The sequence below is a fragment of the Verrucomicrobium sp. GAS474 genome (genome assembly GCF_900105685.1).
Lineage (GTDB): Bacteria > Verrucomicrobiota > Verrucomicrobiia > Methylacidiphilales > GAS474 > GAS474.
The window spans coordinates 1,796,675-1,811,578 of the sequence record NZ_LT629781.1; the positions used below are offsets into that span (position 1 = coordinate 1,796,675).

The 14,904-nt window shown below is 66.0% G+C and carries 12 protein-coding genes; 4 read left to right on the forward strand and 8 right to left on the reverse strand.

Annotated features, from left to right (window positions below; genetic code table 11):
- Positions 1-5: 5 nt before the first annotated feature.
- Genes BLU04_RS07470 through BLU04_RS07490 form a run of 5 tightly spaced genes read right to left on the reverse strand, consistent with a single transcriptional unit; the run spans position 6 to position 5,393 of the window.
- The gene (locus tag BLU04_RS07470; RefSeq protein ID WP_093284161.1) at positions 6-683 is read right to left on the reverse strand and encodes an ABC transporter permease subunit; all 678 of its coding nucleotides are present in this window, start codon (positions 681-683) and stop codon (positions 6-8) included.
- Between the two features lie 9 nt (positions 684-692).
- Positions 693-1,541, reverse strand: a complete 849-nt coding sequence (locus tag BLU04_RS07475; RefSeq protein ID WP_093284164.1) for a transporter substrate-binding domain-containing protein — start codon at positions 1,539-1,541, stop codon at positions 693-695.
- Positions 1,541-2,560, reverse strand: coding sequence for a hypothetical protein (locus BLU04_RS07480; RefSeq protein ID WP_093284166.1), 1,020 nt, complete (start codon positions 2,558-2,560; stop codon positions 1,541-1,543). Before BLU04_RS07480 ends, BLU04_RS07475 begins: the two co-directional genes overlap by 1 nt.
- 13 nt (positions 2,561-2,573) lie before the next feature.
- Positions 2,574-3,680: an OmpA family protein gene (locus tag BLU04_RS07485; protein ID WP_093284169.1), complete on the reverse strand. Its 1,107-nt coding sequence runs from the start codon at positions 3,678-3,680 to the stop codon at positions 2,574-2,576.
- A gap of 36 nt (positions 3,681-3,716) precedes the next feature.
- Positions 3,717-5,393, reverse strand: a complete 1,677-nt coding sequence (locus tag BLU04_RS07490) for a hypothetical protein (protein WP_093284171.1) — start codon at positions 5,391-5,393, stop codon at positions 3,717-3,719.
- A 203-nt stretch (positions 5,394-5,596) separates the two neighbouring features.
- Here BLU04_RS07490 and BLU04_RS07495 point away from each other — a divergent pair, with 203 nt between their 5' ends.
- From BLU04_RS07495 to BLU04_RS07510, 4 genes are all read left to right on the forward strand, one after another.
- On the forward strand, positions 5,597-6,640 hold the full coding sequence (locus BLU04_RS07495) for a sulfate ABC transporter substrate-binding protein (RefSeq protein WP_093284174.1): 1,044 nt from the start codon (positions 5,597-5,599) through the stop codon (positions 6,638-6,640).
- Positions 6,641-6,747: 107 nt separating this feature from the next.
- Positions 6,748-7,788, forward strand: a complete 1,041-nt coding sequence (locus BLU04_RS07500; RefSeq protein WP_093288529.1) for a sulfate ABC transporter substrate-binding protein — start codon at positions 6,748-6,750, stop codon at positions 7,786-7,788.
- 130 nt (positions 7,789-7,918) lie between these two features.
- Complete coding sequence (locus tag BLU04_RS07505) at positions 7,919-8,803, forward strand: M14 family metallocarboxypeptidase (protein ID WP_093284176.1); 885 nt, start codon at positions 7,919-7,921, stop codon at positions 8,801-8,803.
- A gap of 136 nt (positions 8,804-8,939) precedes the next feature.
- On the forward strand, positions 8,940-9,239 hold the full coding sequence (locus tag BLU04_RS07510; protein ID WP_093284178.1) for a termination factor Rho: 300 nt from the start codon (positions 8,940-8,942) through the stop codon (positions 9,237-9,239).
- A 629-nt stretch (positions 9,240-9,868) separates the two neighbouring features.
- Here BLU04_RS07510 and BLU04_RS07515 read toward each other — a convergent pair.
- The 3 genes from BLU04_RS07515 to BLU04_RS07525 are packed head-to-tail and all read right to left on the reverse strand — an operon-like array spanning position 9,869 to position 14,901.
- Entirely contained in the window at positions 9,869-10,591 is a 723-nt protein-coding gene (locus BLU04_RS07515; protein WP_093284181.1) for a hypothetical protein, read from the reverse strand.
- Positions 10,584-13,829 (reverse strand): hypothetical protein, encoded by a 3,246-nt coding sequence (locus tag BLU04_RS07520; protein WP_093284184.1) that lies wholly within the window; start codon positions 13,827-13,829, stop codon positions 10,584-10,586. Before BLU04_RS07520 ends, BLU04_RS07515 begins: the two co-directional genes overlap by 8 nt.
- Positions 13,830-13,836: 7 nt before the next feature.
- Positions 13,837-14,901: a prepilin-type N-terminal cleavage/methylation domain-containing protein gene (locus BLU04_RS07525; protein ID WP_157895191.1), complete on the reverse strand. Its 1,065-nt coding sequence runs from the start codon at positions 14,899-14,901 to the stop codon at positions 13,837-13,839.
- Positions 14,902-14,904 lie beyond the last annotated feature (3 nt).

Below are 14,904 nucleotides of genomic sequence, written 5' to 3' on the forward strand. Positions count from 1 at the left end.
TGTTCCTATTGTTCCGAGAGGTCGCGGGTGAAGCGGTGCTTGAGCCAGAGGGCGAGGCCGTTGAGCGGGAGGCAGACGGCGAGGAAGAGGACCCCGAGGGCGGTGTAGATCTCGACGGGGCGGTAGATCGTCGAGTTGATCCGCTGGGCGACGCGGAAGATCTCCTCGACCGAGATGAGGCTCGCGAAGAGGGTGCACTGCAGCATCGTGACCTGGGCGGCGAGGAGGCCGGGGAGGATCTGCCGGAGGACGAGCGGGGCCTCGATGCGGCGGAGGATGGCGCGGCGGTCCATGCCGCAGACCTCGCCCGCGATCACGTATTGCCGGGGGAAGTCGGTGACGGCGTGGCGGACGATGTCGGAGACGAGGAAGACGTTCACCACCGAGAGGGCGAAGGCGGCGGTGTAGAAGGGATCGATGACGACATCGAGGAGGCTCTGGAGCGGGTAGTGGAGCCAGAAGAGGAAGACGAGGAGCGGCATCCCGCCGAGGACGAAGGAGGCCCCGCGCACGGGCCAGCCGACGCTCTTCGGCAGGCGGGCCGCGGCGACGCCGAGGAGGCTGCCGAGCGCGAGGCCGCAGCTCCAGACGACGGCGCAGAGCTTCAGCGTGACGAGGAGGCCGCCCGCGAGCCCTTCCCGGTAGCGGACGAGGATGTCGGCGACGGAGTGGAGGAAGTCCACGGCTTGCCTTTATTTGGGAAGTTTTCCCGGCACTCGGTAAGGGGTCGAGAGGGGGAGGAGCGCGCCGGGGAAGGGCTCGTATTGCTTGATGAGGGTGTCGACGTAGCCGAGGTCGACGAGCTCGGCGAGGGCGTTGTTCAGCATCGCCTTGAACTCGGGCTGGCCGCGCGGGATGAGCATGATGTTCGGGCAGACGCCGACGGGGGTGCCGTTGGAGACCTCGCGGAGGGTGCCGGGATTGTGGTCGAGGAAGTACTTGGCCGAGGCGGCCTCCTCGAAGACGAGGTCGGCCTTCTTCGTCGAGACGGAGAGGAGGAGGGAGGCGATGTCGGCGTTCTGGGGGAGGGAGTAGGTCTTGGCGTTGGGGAACTTGCTCTTCGCAATGACCTCGGTGACATCGCCGTCGACGGTGGCGATTTTCAGGTCGGGGTTGGCGGAGAGGATTTGATCGAGGGACGCTCCCGGGGTGAAGCGCTTGTCGTCGGGCCGGGCGTAGGCGTTGACGGCGCTGTAGAAGAGGGGCATGGAGAAGTCGGCGAGGCGGGCGCGGGCGCCGGAGGCCCAGGCCATCATGACGACGTCGTAGCGGCCGGTCGCCAGCCCCTCGATCATCGTGCTCCACTGGCCTTCCTCCACGTAGGCGGTCTTCAGCTGGAGGTTGGCGGCGGCCTTGTCGAGGGCCTCGACGGCGATGCCGGTCAGCTTGCCGGTGTTGGGGTCCTTGATGACGCCGGGGGGCGAGGCGAGGTAGCCGACGCGGATCGTCCCGCTCCTCATCACCTTGTCGTAGGTGCTTTCGGGGGCGGCGAAGGCGAGGAAGGGGAGAAGGAGGAGGGCGAGAAGGGGAAGGGACTTCATCAATCGAGCTGGTTGATCCGGTCGGGCCGGTCTTCCTCGGGCTCGTGCCAGGAGTGGTCGGCCTCGCCGGGGCGGCCGGGGGTGTTGCCGAAGAAGTGGGCGTTGAGGCGGCGGATGGGGGAGGGGGCGGTCTTGCCCTGCCAGGGGTCGAGGACGAAGCAGTAGATTTCCTTCCGGAGGTCGGGGAAGAGGAGGTCGACGCCGGTCGGGGCGGTGGCGGAGGGGGCGAGGCTCCAGTCGACGAAGGCGGAGAGGGTCCCCTCGGCGACGGCGACGGGGTTCTCGGCGAGGCGCTCGATCGCCTTGACGTAGGCGGCGCGGCCGAGGCCCCGGGTCAGGAGGGGGCCGGTGATCCCCATCTCGGCGAGGAAGTCCCGCGCCGATTGCTTCGTCGAGAGGAGGATGGTCTGGGCGATCTTCTTCGGGGCGAGCTCGACGGAGAAGAGCTCGTGGTCGAAGTCCTGCTGCCGCCAGAACTCGAGGTCGGTGAAGGTCTTTTGGAGGAGGGTCTTGCGGAGGAGCTTCGCGATCCACTCGATCCCCTCGCGGGAGGGGTCGAAGTCGGCGAGGTAGATCGGGATGAGGCGGCGGTGGTCGCGGGAGAACTTCGCCCGCTCCAGCCGCTGCCGGTAGCGGATCTGGAAGCGGGAGTGGAGGAGGAGGGGCTGGGGGGACTCGTACCAGAGGACCTGCCAGACGGCGCTCCAGTCGAGCTCGCCGATCTCCTCCCAGTGGTTGGTCTCGGCGGCGGCGAAGAACCGCTCGGCGAGGGCGGCGCGGTCGGCGGCGGGGAGGGGCTCCGGGAGGGTGATCGAGCCGACGTCGCGGAGGAGGGCGGTCCCGGCCTGGACGGTGCGGGGCGTGCCGAGGGAGAAACGCTGGCGCTGGAGGTTCTTCGTCTGGAAGGCGATCCGCTCCCGGAGGGTGCCGGGGAGGTTGCGGGGGATCGAATCGGGCAAGGCGCTGCCCGTCTTGCTTTTCTCCGGCTCCTGGGGCTGGGGCGTCGCCTTGGGACTCATGATCGGAGTGGAATCAGGGGTTGCCCGTGGCGCCGTTGCCGGAGGGGAGGGACGCGGTGGTGGCGCTCCCGTTGCCGGTCTCGATCGCGCCCTGGGGCGGGAGGGGCGGGGCGGCGGGCCCGCTCCCGCCGGGGCTGCCGGGATTGGCGCTGCCGCCGGTGCCGCCGGAGGCGGACGGGGCGGCGGGGGAGCCGGGGAGGGAGATGGGGGGCATGGCGAAGAACTTCGGCGCGGCGAGGACGAAGCGGATGTCGATGCGGCGATTGAGCTTGCGGCCGTCCTCGGCGTTGTTGTCGCCGATGGGGCGGTATTCGCCGTAGCCGCTGATGCCGAGGAGCGATTGGTCGTGGCTGCTGAGGAGCTTCCCGAGGTCGGGCTCGGTGGCGATGATGGTGCGGTAGGTGGTGAGGGCGCGGGCGGTGGAGAGGTACCAGTTGTCGGGGAACTCCGGGGTGTGGATCGGCTGGTTGTCGGTGTGGCCCTCGATGTAGATCGAGTCGAGGCGGGAGGTGACGGGGGAGTTCTGGAGGATGGTCTTGATGATCGTCGAGACCTGCCGGATGACGTCCTCGCCCTTCGGCTTCAGGACGGCCTGGCCGACGTCGAAGAGGAGCTCGTTCGGGAGGTGGAGGACGCCCCGCTCCTCGTCGACCTGGATGACGATGTTCTTCTTGGCGGCCTCGGACTGGATCTTGCGGAGGAGCTCGGCGCGGATGCGGTCGGAGTTCGTGAGGATATCCTGGGCGGTGCGGAGCTGCCGGATGCTCTCCTGCGAGGCGGCGAGCTTCTCCTGGATCGCGGTGAGCTGCTGCTGCGCCGTGGTGATCTGGCCCTGGGCGATGACGATCTGCTGCTGGGCGAGGAGGTTCTCCTGGCGGGTCTTCTCGAGCTTGGCGACCTCCTCCTGGAGGGCGACCTGCTTCGCGTTCAGGGTCTCGTTGATTCCCTTGAGGTCGCTGTTCTGGAGCTGGAAGACGCTCATCCGCAGGGCGAAGAACGTGAAGAGGATGAGGAAGATGAAGAGGAGCCCGACCATGAGGTCGCTCAACGAGATGAAGTAGTTCTCCTCCTCGGCGTCGAGGTGGGAGGGACGGATCCTCTGGTTGAAGCGGGACTGCATGATCGTGGGCTGAAGGGGGCCTCAGCGATGCCTCGGTTAGCGGTGCTTGGCCGCCTCGATCTTTTCCAGCGTGGAGTTGAGTTCGACGATGGAGGCACCGAGGGCCTGGGTCGACTTGCCGAGGCTCTGGTCGAGCTGGCGGATGAAGCTGTCGACCATGTCGTGATAGCGGCTGAAGCCGTTGCCGAGCTGCTCGACCATCCCCTTGAGATCGTCGTCGACCTTCTCGAAGCGTTCCCGGTAGTTGTCCCAGATGGCGCGGGTCTGCGAGGTGGTGTCGCTGAGCGATTGGCTGAAGGAGGAGAGCTGCTTCAGCGCCTGGACGGTCGCCTCGTTGCTCTCCTGGATCCGCTTCGACATGGTGAAGAGGTCCTGCGAGGCGGCGGTGAGGGGGGTGCTGGCGTTGGCGAGTTGCTCCGTCGTGGTACGGAAGTCGGCCAGGAGGGTTCGGAGGCCGTCGACGGTGCCGCCGAAGAGCTCCAGGTTCGTCTTCATCTTCGACTCCATCGTCGAGAAGCTCTCCGTGAGGGCGACGATCTTCCCGGTGAGGGGGTTCAGCGAGCCCTCGAGCTGCTGGGCGGTGTTCTTGAAGCTCTGCTCGACGCGGCCCGCGCCGTCGGCCATCCGCTCGTAGACGTGGGTGGAGGCCTTCGTCATCTCCTCGTCGAAGCGTTTCGCCGAGTCGGAGAGCATCGCGCCCATCCCCTCGACCGAGGCGCGGGTCGACTCGAGGCCCCGGATGAGGACGGCGATCTCTTCCGTCGCCGCGCCGACCAGCTGGGAGCGGAACTCCTTCACCATCGACTGGACGGCCTCGCGGGAGATGTCGGTGATCCGGTTCGCGACCGCCTCGACCTTCTCGGCGAGGGGATCGACGAGGCGGATGAGGCTGAAGGCGAGCTTCGTCTCGATCCCCTTGCTGATCTCGTCGGGGAGGCGCTTCAGGACTTCGGTCTGCTTCGCCGTCTCGTCGGCGCGCTCGGCGAGGAGCATCTCGGGGGAGACGCAGGGGATCAGCTCGTTCAGGGAGCGGCAGAACGCGCCGGTCTGGAGGGAGAAGTCGTGGAAGATCTCGCGGATCTGCCAGGAGAAGAGCATCGAGCTGCCGAGGCCGGCGATCGAGTTGATGAACTTGAAGGAGGCGGCGGAGAGGAGGTTCTGGAGGATGCCGACGAGTTTGTCCGGTTCCTGGTCCATCGCCATGCTGGCGACGTAGAGGGCGGCGACGAGGCCGAAGAAGGTGCAGAGAAGGCCGATGCCGAGGAGGTAGCCGGGGAAGGCGACGTAGAAGCGGAGGTTGACCCCGGCGTGGTTCAGCAGGTTCTCGTTGAAGTAGTATTCCGACTCCCGCGTGCGGCGGATCGGCTTCCCGTGGCCGGGCGGGACGAGGTGGTCCCAGAAGTTCTGCCACTCGGGCCCCAGGAGGGGGTTCTTGCGGAGCTCCTCGTACAGGGCGTCGGCGTTCTCGGTGAACTCCTCCGGGGAGTCGAAACGCTTGATCGTCCCCTTCGCCCGGGCAAGGGCCATCGAGGCCTCATGGACGAGGCGGAACCGGAGCCACGCCCACATGCCGACGGCAAAGAGGAAAATGCCGGTGGCGAGGCACCACGTCACCTCGGGCCGGATGAAAAAGGAGAGGAATCGTTCCAGCGCGCCGCTGCGGACGGGCTCGACCTGGGCCAGAAATCCGGCGATGTCGCAGTGAAATGACATTGAAGGACTTGTATAGGCGATTATTTACGTAGGAAAAGAAAAAAGTATTTCCTGGCCGGAAGCGAATCTCCAAAAAGTGAAAATAAGAATATGTTTCCTATTGACTTTATAGACCTATAGAATAGTATCGGTTTTAGAACGCAGAAAATCGGACCCTGCCCCTTCGTCATTTTGTAGAAACCACCCCCTCCACCCCAACCTCCATGAAAACGACCTCCACCTCATTGATTCGCCTCTTCACCGGGGCTCTTCTCGCGACGAGCCTCGTGGCTTCCTCGGCCTTCGCCAAGGACGTCACCCTCCTCAACGTCTCCTACGACCCGACCCGGGAGCTCTACCAGGACATCAACAAGGCCTTCATCAAGAAATGGGCTGAGACGGGCGACACCCTCACGATCAACCAATCCCACGGCGGCTCCGGCAAGCAGGCCCGCGCCGTCCTCGACGGCCTCGAGGCCGACGTCGTGACCCTCGCCCTCGCCGGGGACATCGACGTCCTCGCCGACAAGGGCCACCTGATCCATCCCGATTGGCAGAAGGTCCTCGCGAACAACAGCTCCCCCTACACCTCGACCATCGTCTTCCTCGTCCGCAAGGGGAACCCGAAGGGGATCAAGGATTGGGACGATCTCATCAAGCCCGGCGTCCAGGTCATCACGCCGAACCCGAAGACCAGCGGCGGCGCCCGCTGGAACTTCCTCGCCGCGTGGGGCTACGCGCAGAAGAAGAACGGCAGCGAGAGCGAGGCGAAGAAGTTCGTCGCCGACCTCTTCAAGAACGTCCCCGTCCTCGACTCGGGCGCCCGCGGCGCGACCCTCACCTTCACCCAGCGCGGCATCGGCGACGTCCTCATCGCGTGGGAGAACGAGGCCTACCTCTCGCTGAAGGAATTCGGTCCCGACAAGTTCGAGATCGTCACCCCCTCGATCAGCATCCTGGCCGAGCCCCCCGTCGCCGTCGTCGACGCGAACGTCGACAAGCACGGCACCCGCGCCGTCGCCGCCGCCTACCTCCGCTACCTCTACACCGCCGAGGCGCAGGACATCATCGGGAAGAATTACTACCGTCCCCGCCTCGAGGCGGCCAAGGCGAAGTATGCCTCCCAGTTCGGCTCGGTGAAGCTCTTCACCATCGACGAGGCCTTCGGCGGCTGGAAGAAGGCGCAGCCCCGCTTCTTCAACGACGGCGGCGTCTTCGACGAGATCTACAAGCCGACCGCCGCGAACACGGCTCCCGCGGCGAAGTAATCGGACGGGCCGACCGCCGCTGACCATCGGGCCGGGTCTTTGGGTTGACCGAAAACAATCCAAGGCCCGGCCTTTCCCTTTTTCCCCATTTCCTTTATTCCCTGATCATGAAACCGACCCATCGAGCCCTCTTTTCCCTCCTTGCCGGAATCCTCCTGGCGGCGACCCTCCCGGCCTCCCCCGCCACGGCGAAGGACCTCTCCCTCCTTAACGTCTCCTACGACCCGACCCGGGAGCTCTACCAGGAGATCAACAAGAAGTTCATCCAGAAGTGGGCCGAGACGGGCGACACCCTCACGATCAACCAGTCCCACGGCGGCTCCGGCAAGCAGGCCCGCGCCGTCCTCGACGGCCTCGAGGCCGACGTGGTGACCCTCGCCCTCGCCGACGACATCGACCGGCTCGCGAAGTCGAAGCTCCTCTCCCCCGACTGGCAGAAGGTCCTTCCCGGCAACAGCTCCCCCTACACCTCGACCATCGTCTTCCTCGTCCGCAAGGGGAACCCGAAGGGGATCAAGGATTGGGACGACATCGCGAAGCCCGGCGTCGACGTCGTCACCCCGAACCCGAAGACCGGCGGCTCCTCGCGCTGGGTCTTCCTCGCCGCCTGGGGCTACCAGCTCCGGAAATCGGGCAGCGACGCCGACGCGCAGGACTTCGTGACGAGGCTCTACAAGAACGTCGCCGTCCTCGACTCCGGCGCCCGCGGGTCGACCATCACCTTCGCCCAGCGCGGCATCGGCGACGTCCTCATCACCTGGGAGAACGAGGCCTACCTCTCGCTGAAGGAATTCGGCGCCGACAAGTTCGAAATCGTGAACCCCTCGGTCAGCATCCTCGCGGAGCCCTCCGTCGCCGTCGTCGACGCCAACGTCGACAAGCACGGCACCCGCGCCGCCGCCGCCGCCTACCTCCGCTACCTCTACACCCCCGAGGCCCAGGACATCATCGGGAAGAACTACTACCGCCCCCGCGATCCGGCGGCCAAGGCGAAGTACGCCGGGCAGTTCGCGAAGATCAACCTCTTCACGATCGACGACGTCTTCGGCGGCTGGCCCAAGGCCCAGAAGCGGTTCTTCGTCGACGGCGCGGTCTTCGACCAGATATACAAGCCCACCGGCAACGCGGCCGCCCCGGCGGCCAGGTAGCCCTTTCGCTCTTTGGGGATGCCGCGCGGGGAGTTCTTTCCTCTCCCCGCGCGGCGGGGCTTCCCCTCTCCTTCCCCTCTGTCTATCCATCCATCCTCCCGCCTGCTTGAACTATCCACCCACCCCCTCCATGCACGCCCCGAACCTCCACCTCCTGCCCCGCATCGACTTCCCGACCGGCGAGACCGCCGACGCCGTCGAGTCCCTCCTCCGGCCCTTCCATCTCGTCGCCTCCGCCTCCGACGACGTGATCTCCGGGACCGTCGGCCGCTTCCGCGTCACCGACCGGAACGGCATCCCCGGGAAGGAATACTCCCTCCCCCGCTTCATCGTCACCGGCCCCGAGGGCGGCGACCGGCCCATCCGCATCGGCATCTTCGGCGGCCTCCACGGCGACGAGCCCGAGAGCATCCTCGGCCTCCTTCCCTTCTTCCGCAGCATCGTCGCCGATCCCGAGCTCATCCGCGGCTACGTCCTCTTCCTCTATCCCCTCGTCAACCCCACCGGCTACGAGCGCGGCACCCGCGCCTCCGCCACCGGCAAGGACCTCAACCGCGAATTCTGGAGCGGCTCCGAGGAGCCCGAGGTCTTCCTCATCGAACAGGAACTGATCGACCACCGTTTCGACGGCATCGTCTCCCTCCATGCCGACTCCGACAGCCGCGGCGTCTACGGCTACGCCCGGGGCGCGACGCTGAGCGCCGAGATCCTCGCCCCCGCCCTCCGCGCCGCCGCCGAGGCCCTCCCCCACGATCCCTCCCCCGTCATCGACGGCTGGCCCGCCCGCGACGGCATCATCACCGAAGGGTATGAAGGCATCCTCTCCGCGCCCGACGCCTCGCACCACGCCACCGGCCGGGAACAGGCCTTCGCCCGCGGCCCCCAGCCCTTCGAGATCGTCTTCGAGACCCCGCAACAGGCCCCCGTCACCCAGCAAGTCGAGGCCACCCGCCTGGCGCTTCTCTCCATCCTCGATAATTACCGGACGTTCATCGCGTTCTCGCAGAATCTGTAAGGAGGCTCTCGCACCCTTGCATTTCGCACCCGCACGGCGCGTTTATACCCAAGAGCATTCCGCCCGATTTTTCTGAAGGCGAAGGAGTTAAAAGCGGAGTCTCTTCCTCCGGCACGATCCCTGCGGCTCCCAATCCATGCCCCAAGGTTCCAAAGTCAAATACACCGCCAAGCAGAAGCGCCAGGCCGAGCACATCGAGAAGAGCTACGAGAAGCGCGGCACCTCGAAGAAGACCGCCGAGAAGCGGGCCTGGCAAACCGTCAACAAGCAGAGCGGCGGCGGGGAGAAAGGCGGCACCGGCAGCCGCACCCCCGCCAAGGCGAAGAAGGCGAGCCGCCAGGAATCAGGCCGCCGCGCCGCCGCCTCGCGCAAGACCGGCACCCGCACCGTGCAGAAGAAGGCCCCCCGCAAGCGCGCCTCCGCCGCCGCGAAGTAAGCGGACCGGACCTTTCCGTTCCTCCTCTCGTGCGCTCCCATTTTCCTTGCCGGATAGGAAATACCGGGAGTAATATCGCCCTCCCTCGACCCGGGCAGGAAGGCCTCGTCCCCGTCGACGGTTTCAGAGTGACGCGACGTGGCGGGCGCGCTAGTTTCAGGTTTTTACTAGCTCATTATCAGCGATTTGCGTTGCTTGCTCGGCGTTGCGTTTCAAAGAGGTTCGATCGCTTCCCGTTGCATGGCGTTGCACTGAACAACGCCATTTTGCACTTTTTTCGGCTGTGACCGTGACCAAGCCCGTGACAGGACGGCATCCCTTCCCCGCTGATGGTGTGCCGCCTTATTTGGGGCGGCAAAATCAACGTCATTGACGATGGCGGGGATCTTCAAATCCCCACACCGAAATCGCGCGTATCCAATCCACTGCGAAGCCCTATGAAGGGAACCCCGTCTGGAATGCGATGCCCCGTCCCCATGCTGGCTCGGCATCATCGCATTCTTAGGAGAAGGCTCGCTCCGTGCCAGGAAAACGCATGAGCTATGTTGCGAGGTCATTTCCGATCGTGACGATGCGTCGTTGTCGGGTCTTGGTATTGGTATTGGCTCCTGTCACTTCGATTTGGCGTCCTACAGTTTGAGGCGTTCGTGTTTCAGGCTGGCGATCTCTTTCTTGTATTTTTCGATGCGGTCAAGGAAGGCGGCGCTGGGAACGAGGGGGGTGGAAGGGGGTTGGCCCATCTCGTAGGTATGGAGTGCGACGCCGTCGTCGTAGGCGAGGGGGAGTTTGGTCTTTACGTCGATCCACGCTTTGAGTGCGGGGTGGGCTTCGATGGCGCGGCGGCCTGTCGAAGGGGAAATGGGTGAGTCGGCGACGGCGGCTTGGGCGAAGACGTAGGCCGGCGAGCCGTTATAGGTTTCTGTGCCGACGTACGAGGCGGCGTTGATCCAGGAGAACTCGGGAAAGGCCGAGGTCGACATGGTGGCGAAGGAGGCGCGGAGGGAGTCGCTCTCCTCCATCACGTAGATCTCGCCGCTATTCGGTTGGGTGAAGAGGGTGAGGCTTTGGTAGCGCCATTCCTCGGTGGTGACGCCGTCGCTCCACGTCTTGACGATCCGCATCGCCGAGGGGGTGCGGGAGAGTTTCGATTCTTTGAGGAAGTGGACGGTCGCGGGGAGGGACGGCGCGTCCGGGGCGGGCGGACGGGGCGCGTGGACGATCTTCCAGGAGAACGAGGCGGGCGGGTCCTCGACATAGGGCGGCACGGGGGCGGAATCGGGCGCCGCGCCGGCGAGTTCCTGCGCGGGGAGGGCCGTTGGAAAAAGAAGGAGGAGGAGAAGAATTCTATTCATGGACGAGCTCTATGTTCTGGGAAATGATTTTCCCCGTGTAACGGTCGATGGAGAGATGGAGCCAGTAGCGGCGTTCGCCTTCGACGAGGAATTGGTTCAGATTCCCGGCTGTGGCGGGATAACGGCCGGTCTGGGCGACGAGGTCGATAAGGAGGTTCCAGGTGCGGGTGTTCGCGACGTCGGCGAGGGCCCGGACGGCGGTCTCGCGGCGGGCTTTGATGATCCCGTCGGTGGCGGTGGTGTAGGAAATCCCGGAGGCCCACCGGGTGACGAGCTCCGAGGGGTTCGCGAGGGGGGTGATGGAACTGAGGGCGACGAGCTTCGCGGCGATCGCCTGGGCGTCGGCGGTGCCGAGGGAGGTGGAGGGCGTGGCGGCCTCCTCTTTGATCGCTCCGTTGAGGAGGGCCTGGAGGACGGGGATCTGGCGGGTGTTCGGGTCGAGGCGGCCGGCCTCGATCGGGACGGGGGGGGAGGGGCGGACGGTGAAGAGATCGAGGAGGGCGGCATCGGCGCTGGTGGAGTGGAAGAAATCGATGTTTTTCCACGGGGCTCCGCGCGAGGCATACCCCATGTCGGCGACGGAACGGAAGGGGCGGTTGAGGACGACGGGGCGGCTGTGAAGGATGTTCGCGTTGTCGTTGGCCATCGGGTAGCCGCCGTCGGCGAGTGTTCCGTCGGCATAGCCGCCGATGCCGGGGCGAAGGACGCCGTCGGGATCGGTGTAGCGGGTGTAGGAGCCTGTGACGTTGTCGGCGAGGGAACCGGGGTAGAAGGTGGCCGGGGTCAGTGGCTGCGGGCCGCCGTAGGTCCAGCCCGCAGGGGCGGGGATCTTGGTGCCGGAGTGGGAATAGAGGGCGTTGAGGCTTGCCGTGGGGCGGGGGGTGACCCAGGGGATGCCCGACGGGTCGGCGTTGTTGATCGAGCCGAGCGCGCCGAAGCGGTCGGAGCGCGGGTCGGAGCGGATATTGAAGTAGCCGTGGGGGGCCGGATCGGAGTTGAAGTACTTGTCGTAGCAATAGTGGCCGAGGTTCCCGTAGATGTTTTTGATCTGGTCGTATGTGATCCATGAGGTTCCGTTCTGGTACTGAAGCGAGTGGGCGACGCGCGAGGCGCTGATCTTGTCGACGGCCTGCTGGTAAGTGTCGGCGGCGTTCGTGTCCGGGCATTGGCCGATCCAGACGCCGAGGTTGCCGGGCGTATCCCCGACGAGGTTGTTCCCTGCCGCGGTGCCGCCCGTGGGCTGGGTGAGGAGAACGGGGAGCTTGAAATTGCTGTTGGATGCGCTGGAGGAGAAGTAGACGCCGTCGGCGGTGCTGAGGCTCGTCGAGGGCGTCGTCCAGACGACGGTGGGGGAGGTGGTGTTGACGACGAAGGAGACGTAGATGTTCGCGCCGGAGGTGACGCGGACGATATAACGGAACTGGGTGGGCCCGGCGGTGGGCGCGTTGGCCGTGTTCTGGGGGTTCCAGATCTGGGGCTGGTACCAGAAGCTCGGTGCTGTCGCTAGGTTGTTCCGGTGGACGAGGTTGAAGATGCCGATGAGGTAGGGGAGGGACTCGACGCCGTAGATCTCCTGGCTGTTCAGCGAGATGACGGTGGGGAAGGAATCGGTGTCGTACTGGTCGATGAGGTTCGCGCCGATCTGGATGATCTGGTTGTAGACGTAGTAGTCGTAGGCGTTGATGTTGTCGTTGAAAGAATTGTCGAAGGTCTGCCCGAGGGAACCGAGGAGGATGCCCGCCTGGAGGAGCTCGAAGAAGTCGGGCTCGCGGCCGGCGTCGGCGACCTCGGAGAGGCGGAGGATTTTCGTGGTGTTCCCGTGGTTGTAGACCCACGTGGCCCCCGCCGTGGAGCGGGTGAGGCCGAAGTATTTGTAGATGTCGCCGGTCGTGCTGGAGATGGCGCTGTTGTTGTTGCCGAAGAGGGCGAGGCGGGAGAGGGGGAAGCGGTATTTCACGAGCGGCTCGCCGATCTGCGCCTGGGTGCCGTCGCTGTCCCGCACAAAAGTCTTCGTGACGCGCGTGGCGAGGATGCCGGGGTTGAAGAGGTCGTCCAGGCCTTGTCCCGCGTAACCGGCCTGGACTTTGGCCCGGGAGGAGGAGGGCGTCCACGTGGGGCTGTTGACGGCCCGGATCGAGGTGCCGAGGTAGCGCAGGGAGTTCTGCAGGCTGGCAGAGGAGGAGGAGCTTCCCTGGCCGAGGCCGTCGACGAGGAAGTGGATGAGGTTCTGGCGGCTGACGAATAGGCGATCGGTGGACCCGGTCGGGGAGAGGGTGGCAGCGGGAGGGGAGAGGAAGCCCGAGGTGTTGGTCGAGACGAGGGTGAAGTAGTTGGTCTGGCCGGTGGCGGCGGTGTCGACGCTCAGATTGGGGAAGGAGCCCTGGGCGTTGAGGCTGGCGGCATTGCGCCAGGCGACGAGGGCGTTCACCTGGGCCTGGGTGAGGCCGATCTGGGTGAGGTCGGCGAAGGATTCGGCGGTTTTGAAGCTGGCGATGCCGCCGGTGCCATTCGGCGCGGATGCGGAGGGATAGCCCGCGACGTTCGCGTCGAGGAGGCCGCCCTCGTTGTAGACCGTGTAGGCGTAACGGCCGACGACGGAGGAGGAACTTCCGGCAACGCTCTCGTCCAAGGCATTGGTGCCGCCCCCCTTCGAGGTGACCAAGGCGGGGCTCCACGCGGTCGGATTTCGACCGGTGCGGTCGACAAGAATCCAATCCGGAGCGGTGAAGTTGGCGATGGGGGAGAGATCGGTCGAGGAATTCAGGTTCGCCTTGGTGAGGAGGAGGGGCTTGTTCCAGCGCGAGCGGGTGACGGAGCGGCCGTTGAGGGAGGTCGTGGTGCTCGGCGCGGCCGCGGCGCGCACGGGACCGCCGGGATAGAAGGCGAGGCCGGAAGCGCTCCGCTTGAGGAGGTTCTCGACGCCTGCCCCCCCGGAGGAGCCGACGAGGGTGGGAACGACGTTGGCGGCGCCGTTCGGGATATAAAGGGTGGTCTGGCCGACGGTCGAGGCCGTCGAGTTCGCGAGGATTTCCTGCCGCACGTCGCCGACGACGATGTTCAGGGCACCCCGGGCGAGGATTTCGGCCGACGTGTCGTTGGCGCTGCTCTGCGAGACCTGATGCTGGAGCTGGCTTTGCGAGAGGAAGGCGACGACGACGGAGACGATGAGGGCGACGAAGGCGAGGACGACGACGAGGGCCGCCCCGCTTCGGGACTGGGAGGACGGGAGGCGGTTCATACGCGGTTCAGGGGGCGTTCAGATAGAGGTAGCGTTGGTATACGTGGATCGCGGCGGCGATCTGGGAGGGCAGGGAGGAGGAGAGCGTCGGGCCGGAGAGGATCTGGAGCCATTTCGTCCCCGGGAGGATGGCGGGCGAGGACTGGAGGTCGGATTGTGCGGTCTTCGGAAAGAGGGCGGCGGCGGCGTCGAGGTTCCGGCCCGAGGAGGCGAGGGCGCGGCGGTTCGCCGTGTCGAGGGTGGCGATCGTGACGACGACGGCCGTGACGTCCTGCCAGCCGACGGCCCGCCAGACGGCGGGCGCGACGGCGTTGACGCAGATATAGCCCTGCTTCCCGTTGCCGTCGTACCAGCGGGAGCCGATCTGGTAGGTCGGCGCGCCGTTCTGCGGCGAGGGCGGCGCGGCGGCGGCGGTATAGAATGTGCCGGAGAGCCAGGTCGATGGCGCGAAGGTGAGGATCGGGACGGTCGAGTAGGTGCCGTCGCGGAGCTGGTAGCAGAGCTCGAACCGGAAGACGTCGGCGGCGAGGACGTGGAAGCGGGAATCGGAGGAACCGGAGGCGGTGACGGCGTCGGCGGAGAGGCGCGTCGAGGCGACGGGGGCGCTCGTGACCGCGCCCGTCGGGTAGGTGAGGAAGCGCAGGCCCTCCTGCATCGCGCCGTCCCATTGCAGGGCGGCACCGTAACGTTCGAGCTGGTTGTAGGAGGCGCTCCCCGAGGTCGCATTGATCCGGTAGCCGACGAGGGAGACGTTGCTCGGCGTCGAGGAGCCGGAGGGGTAGCCCGGGGTCTCGGAATAAAAGAAGATCCGGTCGTTGAGGGATGACTTGTCGACGAAGAAATCGACATCGGGCGACTGGATGACCTGGGCGAGGTCCCGGTCGAGCGTGGTGATGGCGAGGCGCGCCTGGCCTTCCGAGTCGAGCCGGTTCTGGGCGGTGCGACTCGCCGAGGAGGAGGCGTTCATGACGGAGACCATGAGGAGCATCAGGATCGAGAGGACCGCGACGGCGACGAGGATCTCGGTGAGGGTGAATCCCCTTCCTCCGGAAGTGGCTGGCCTGGGTAGCATGGG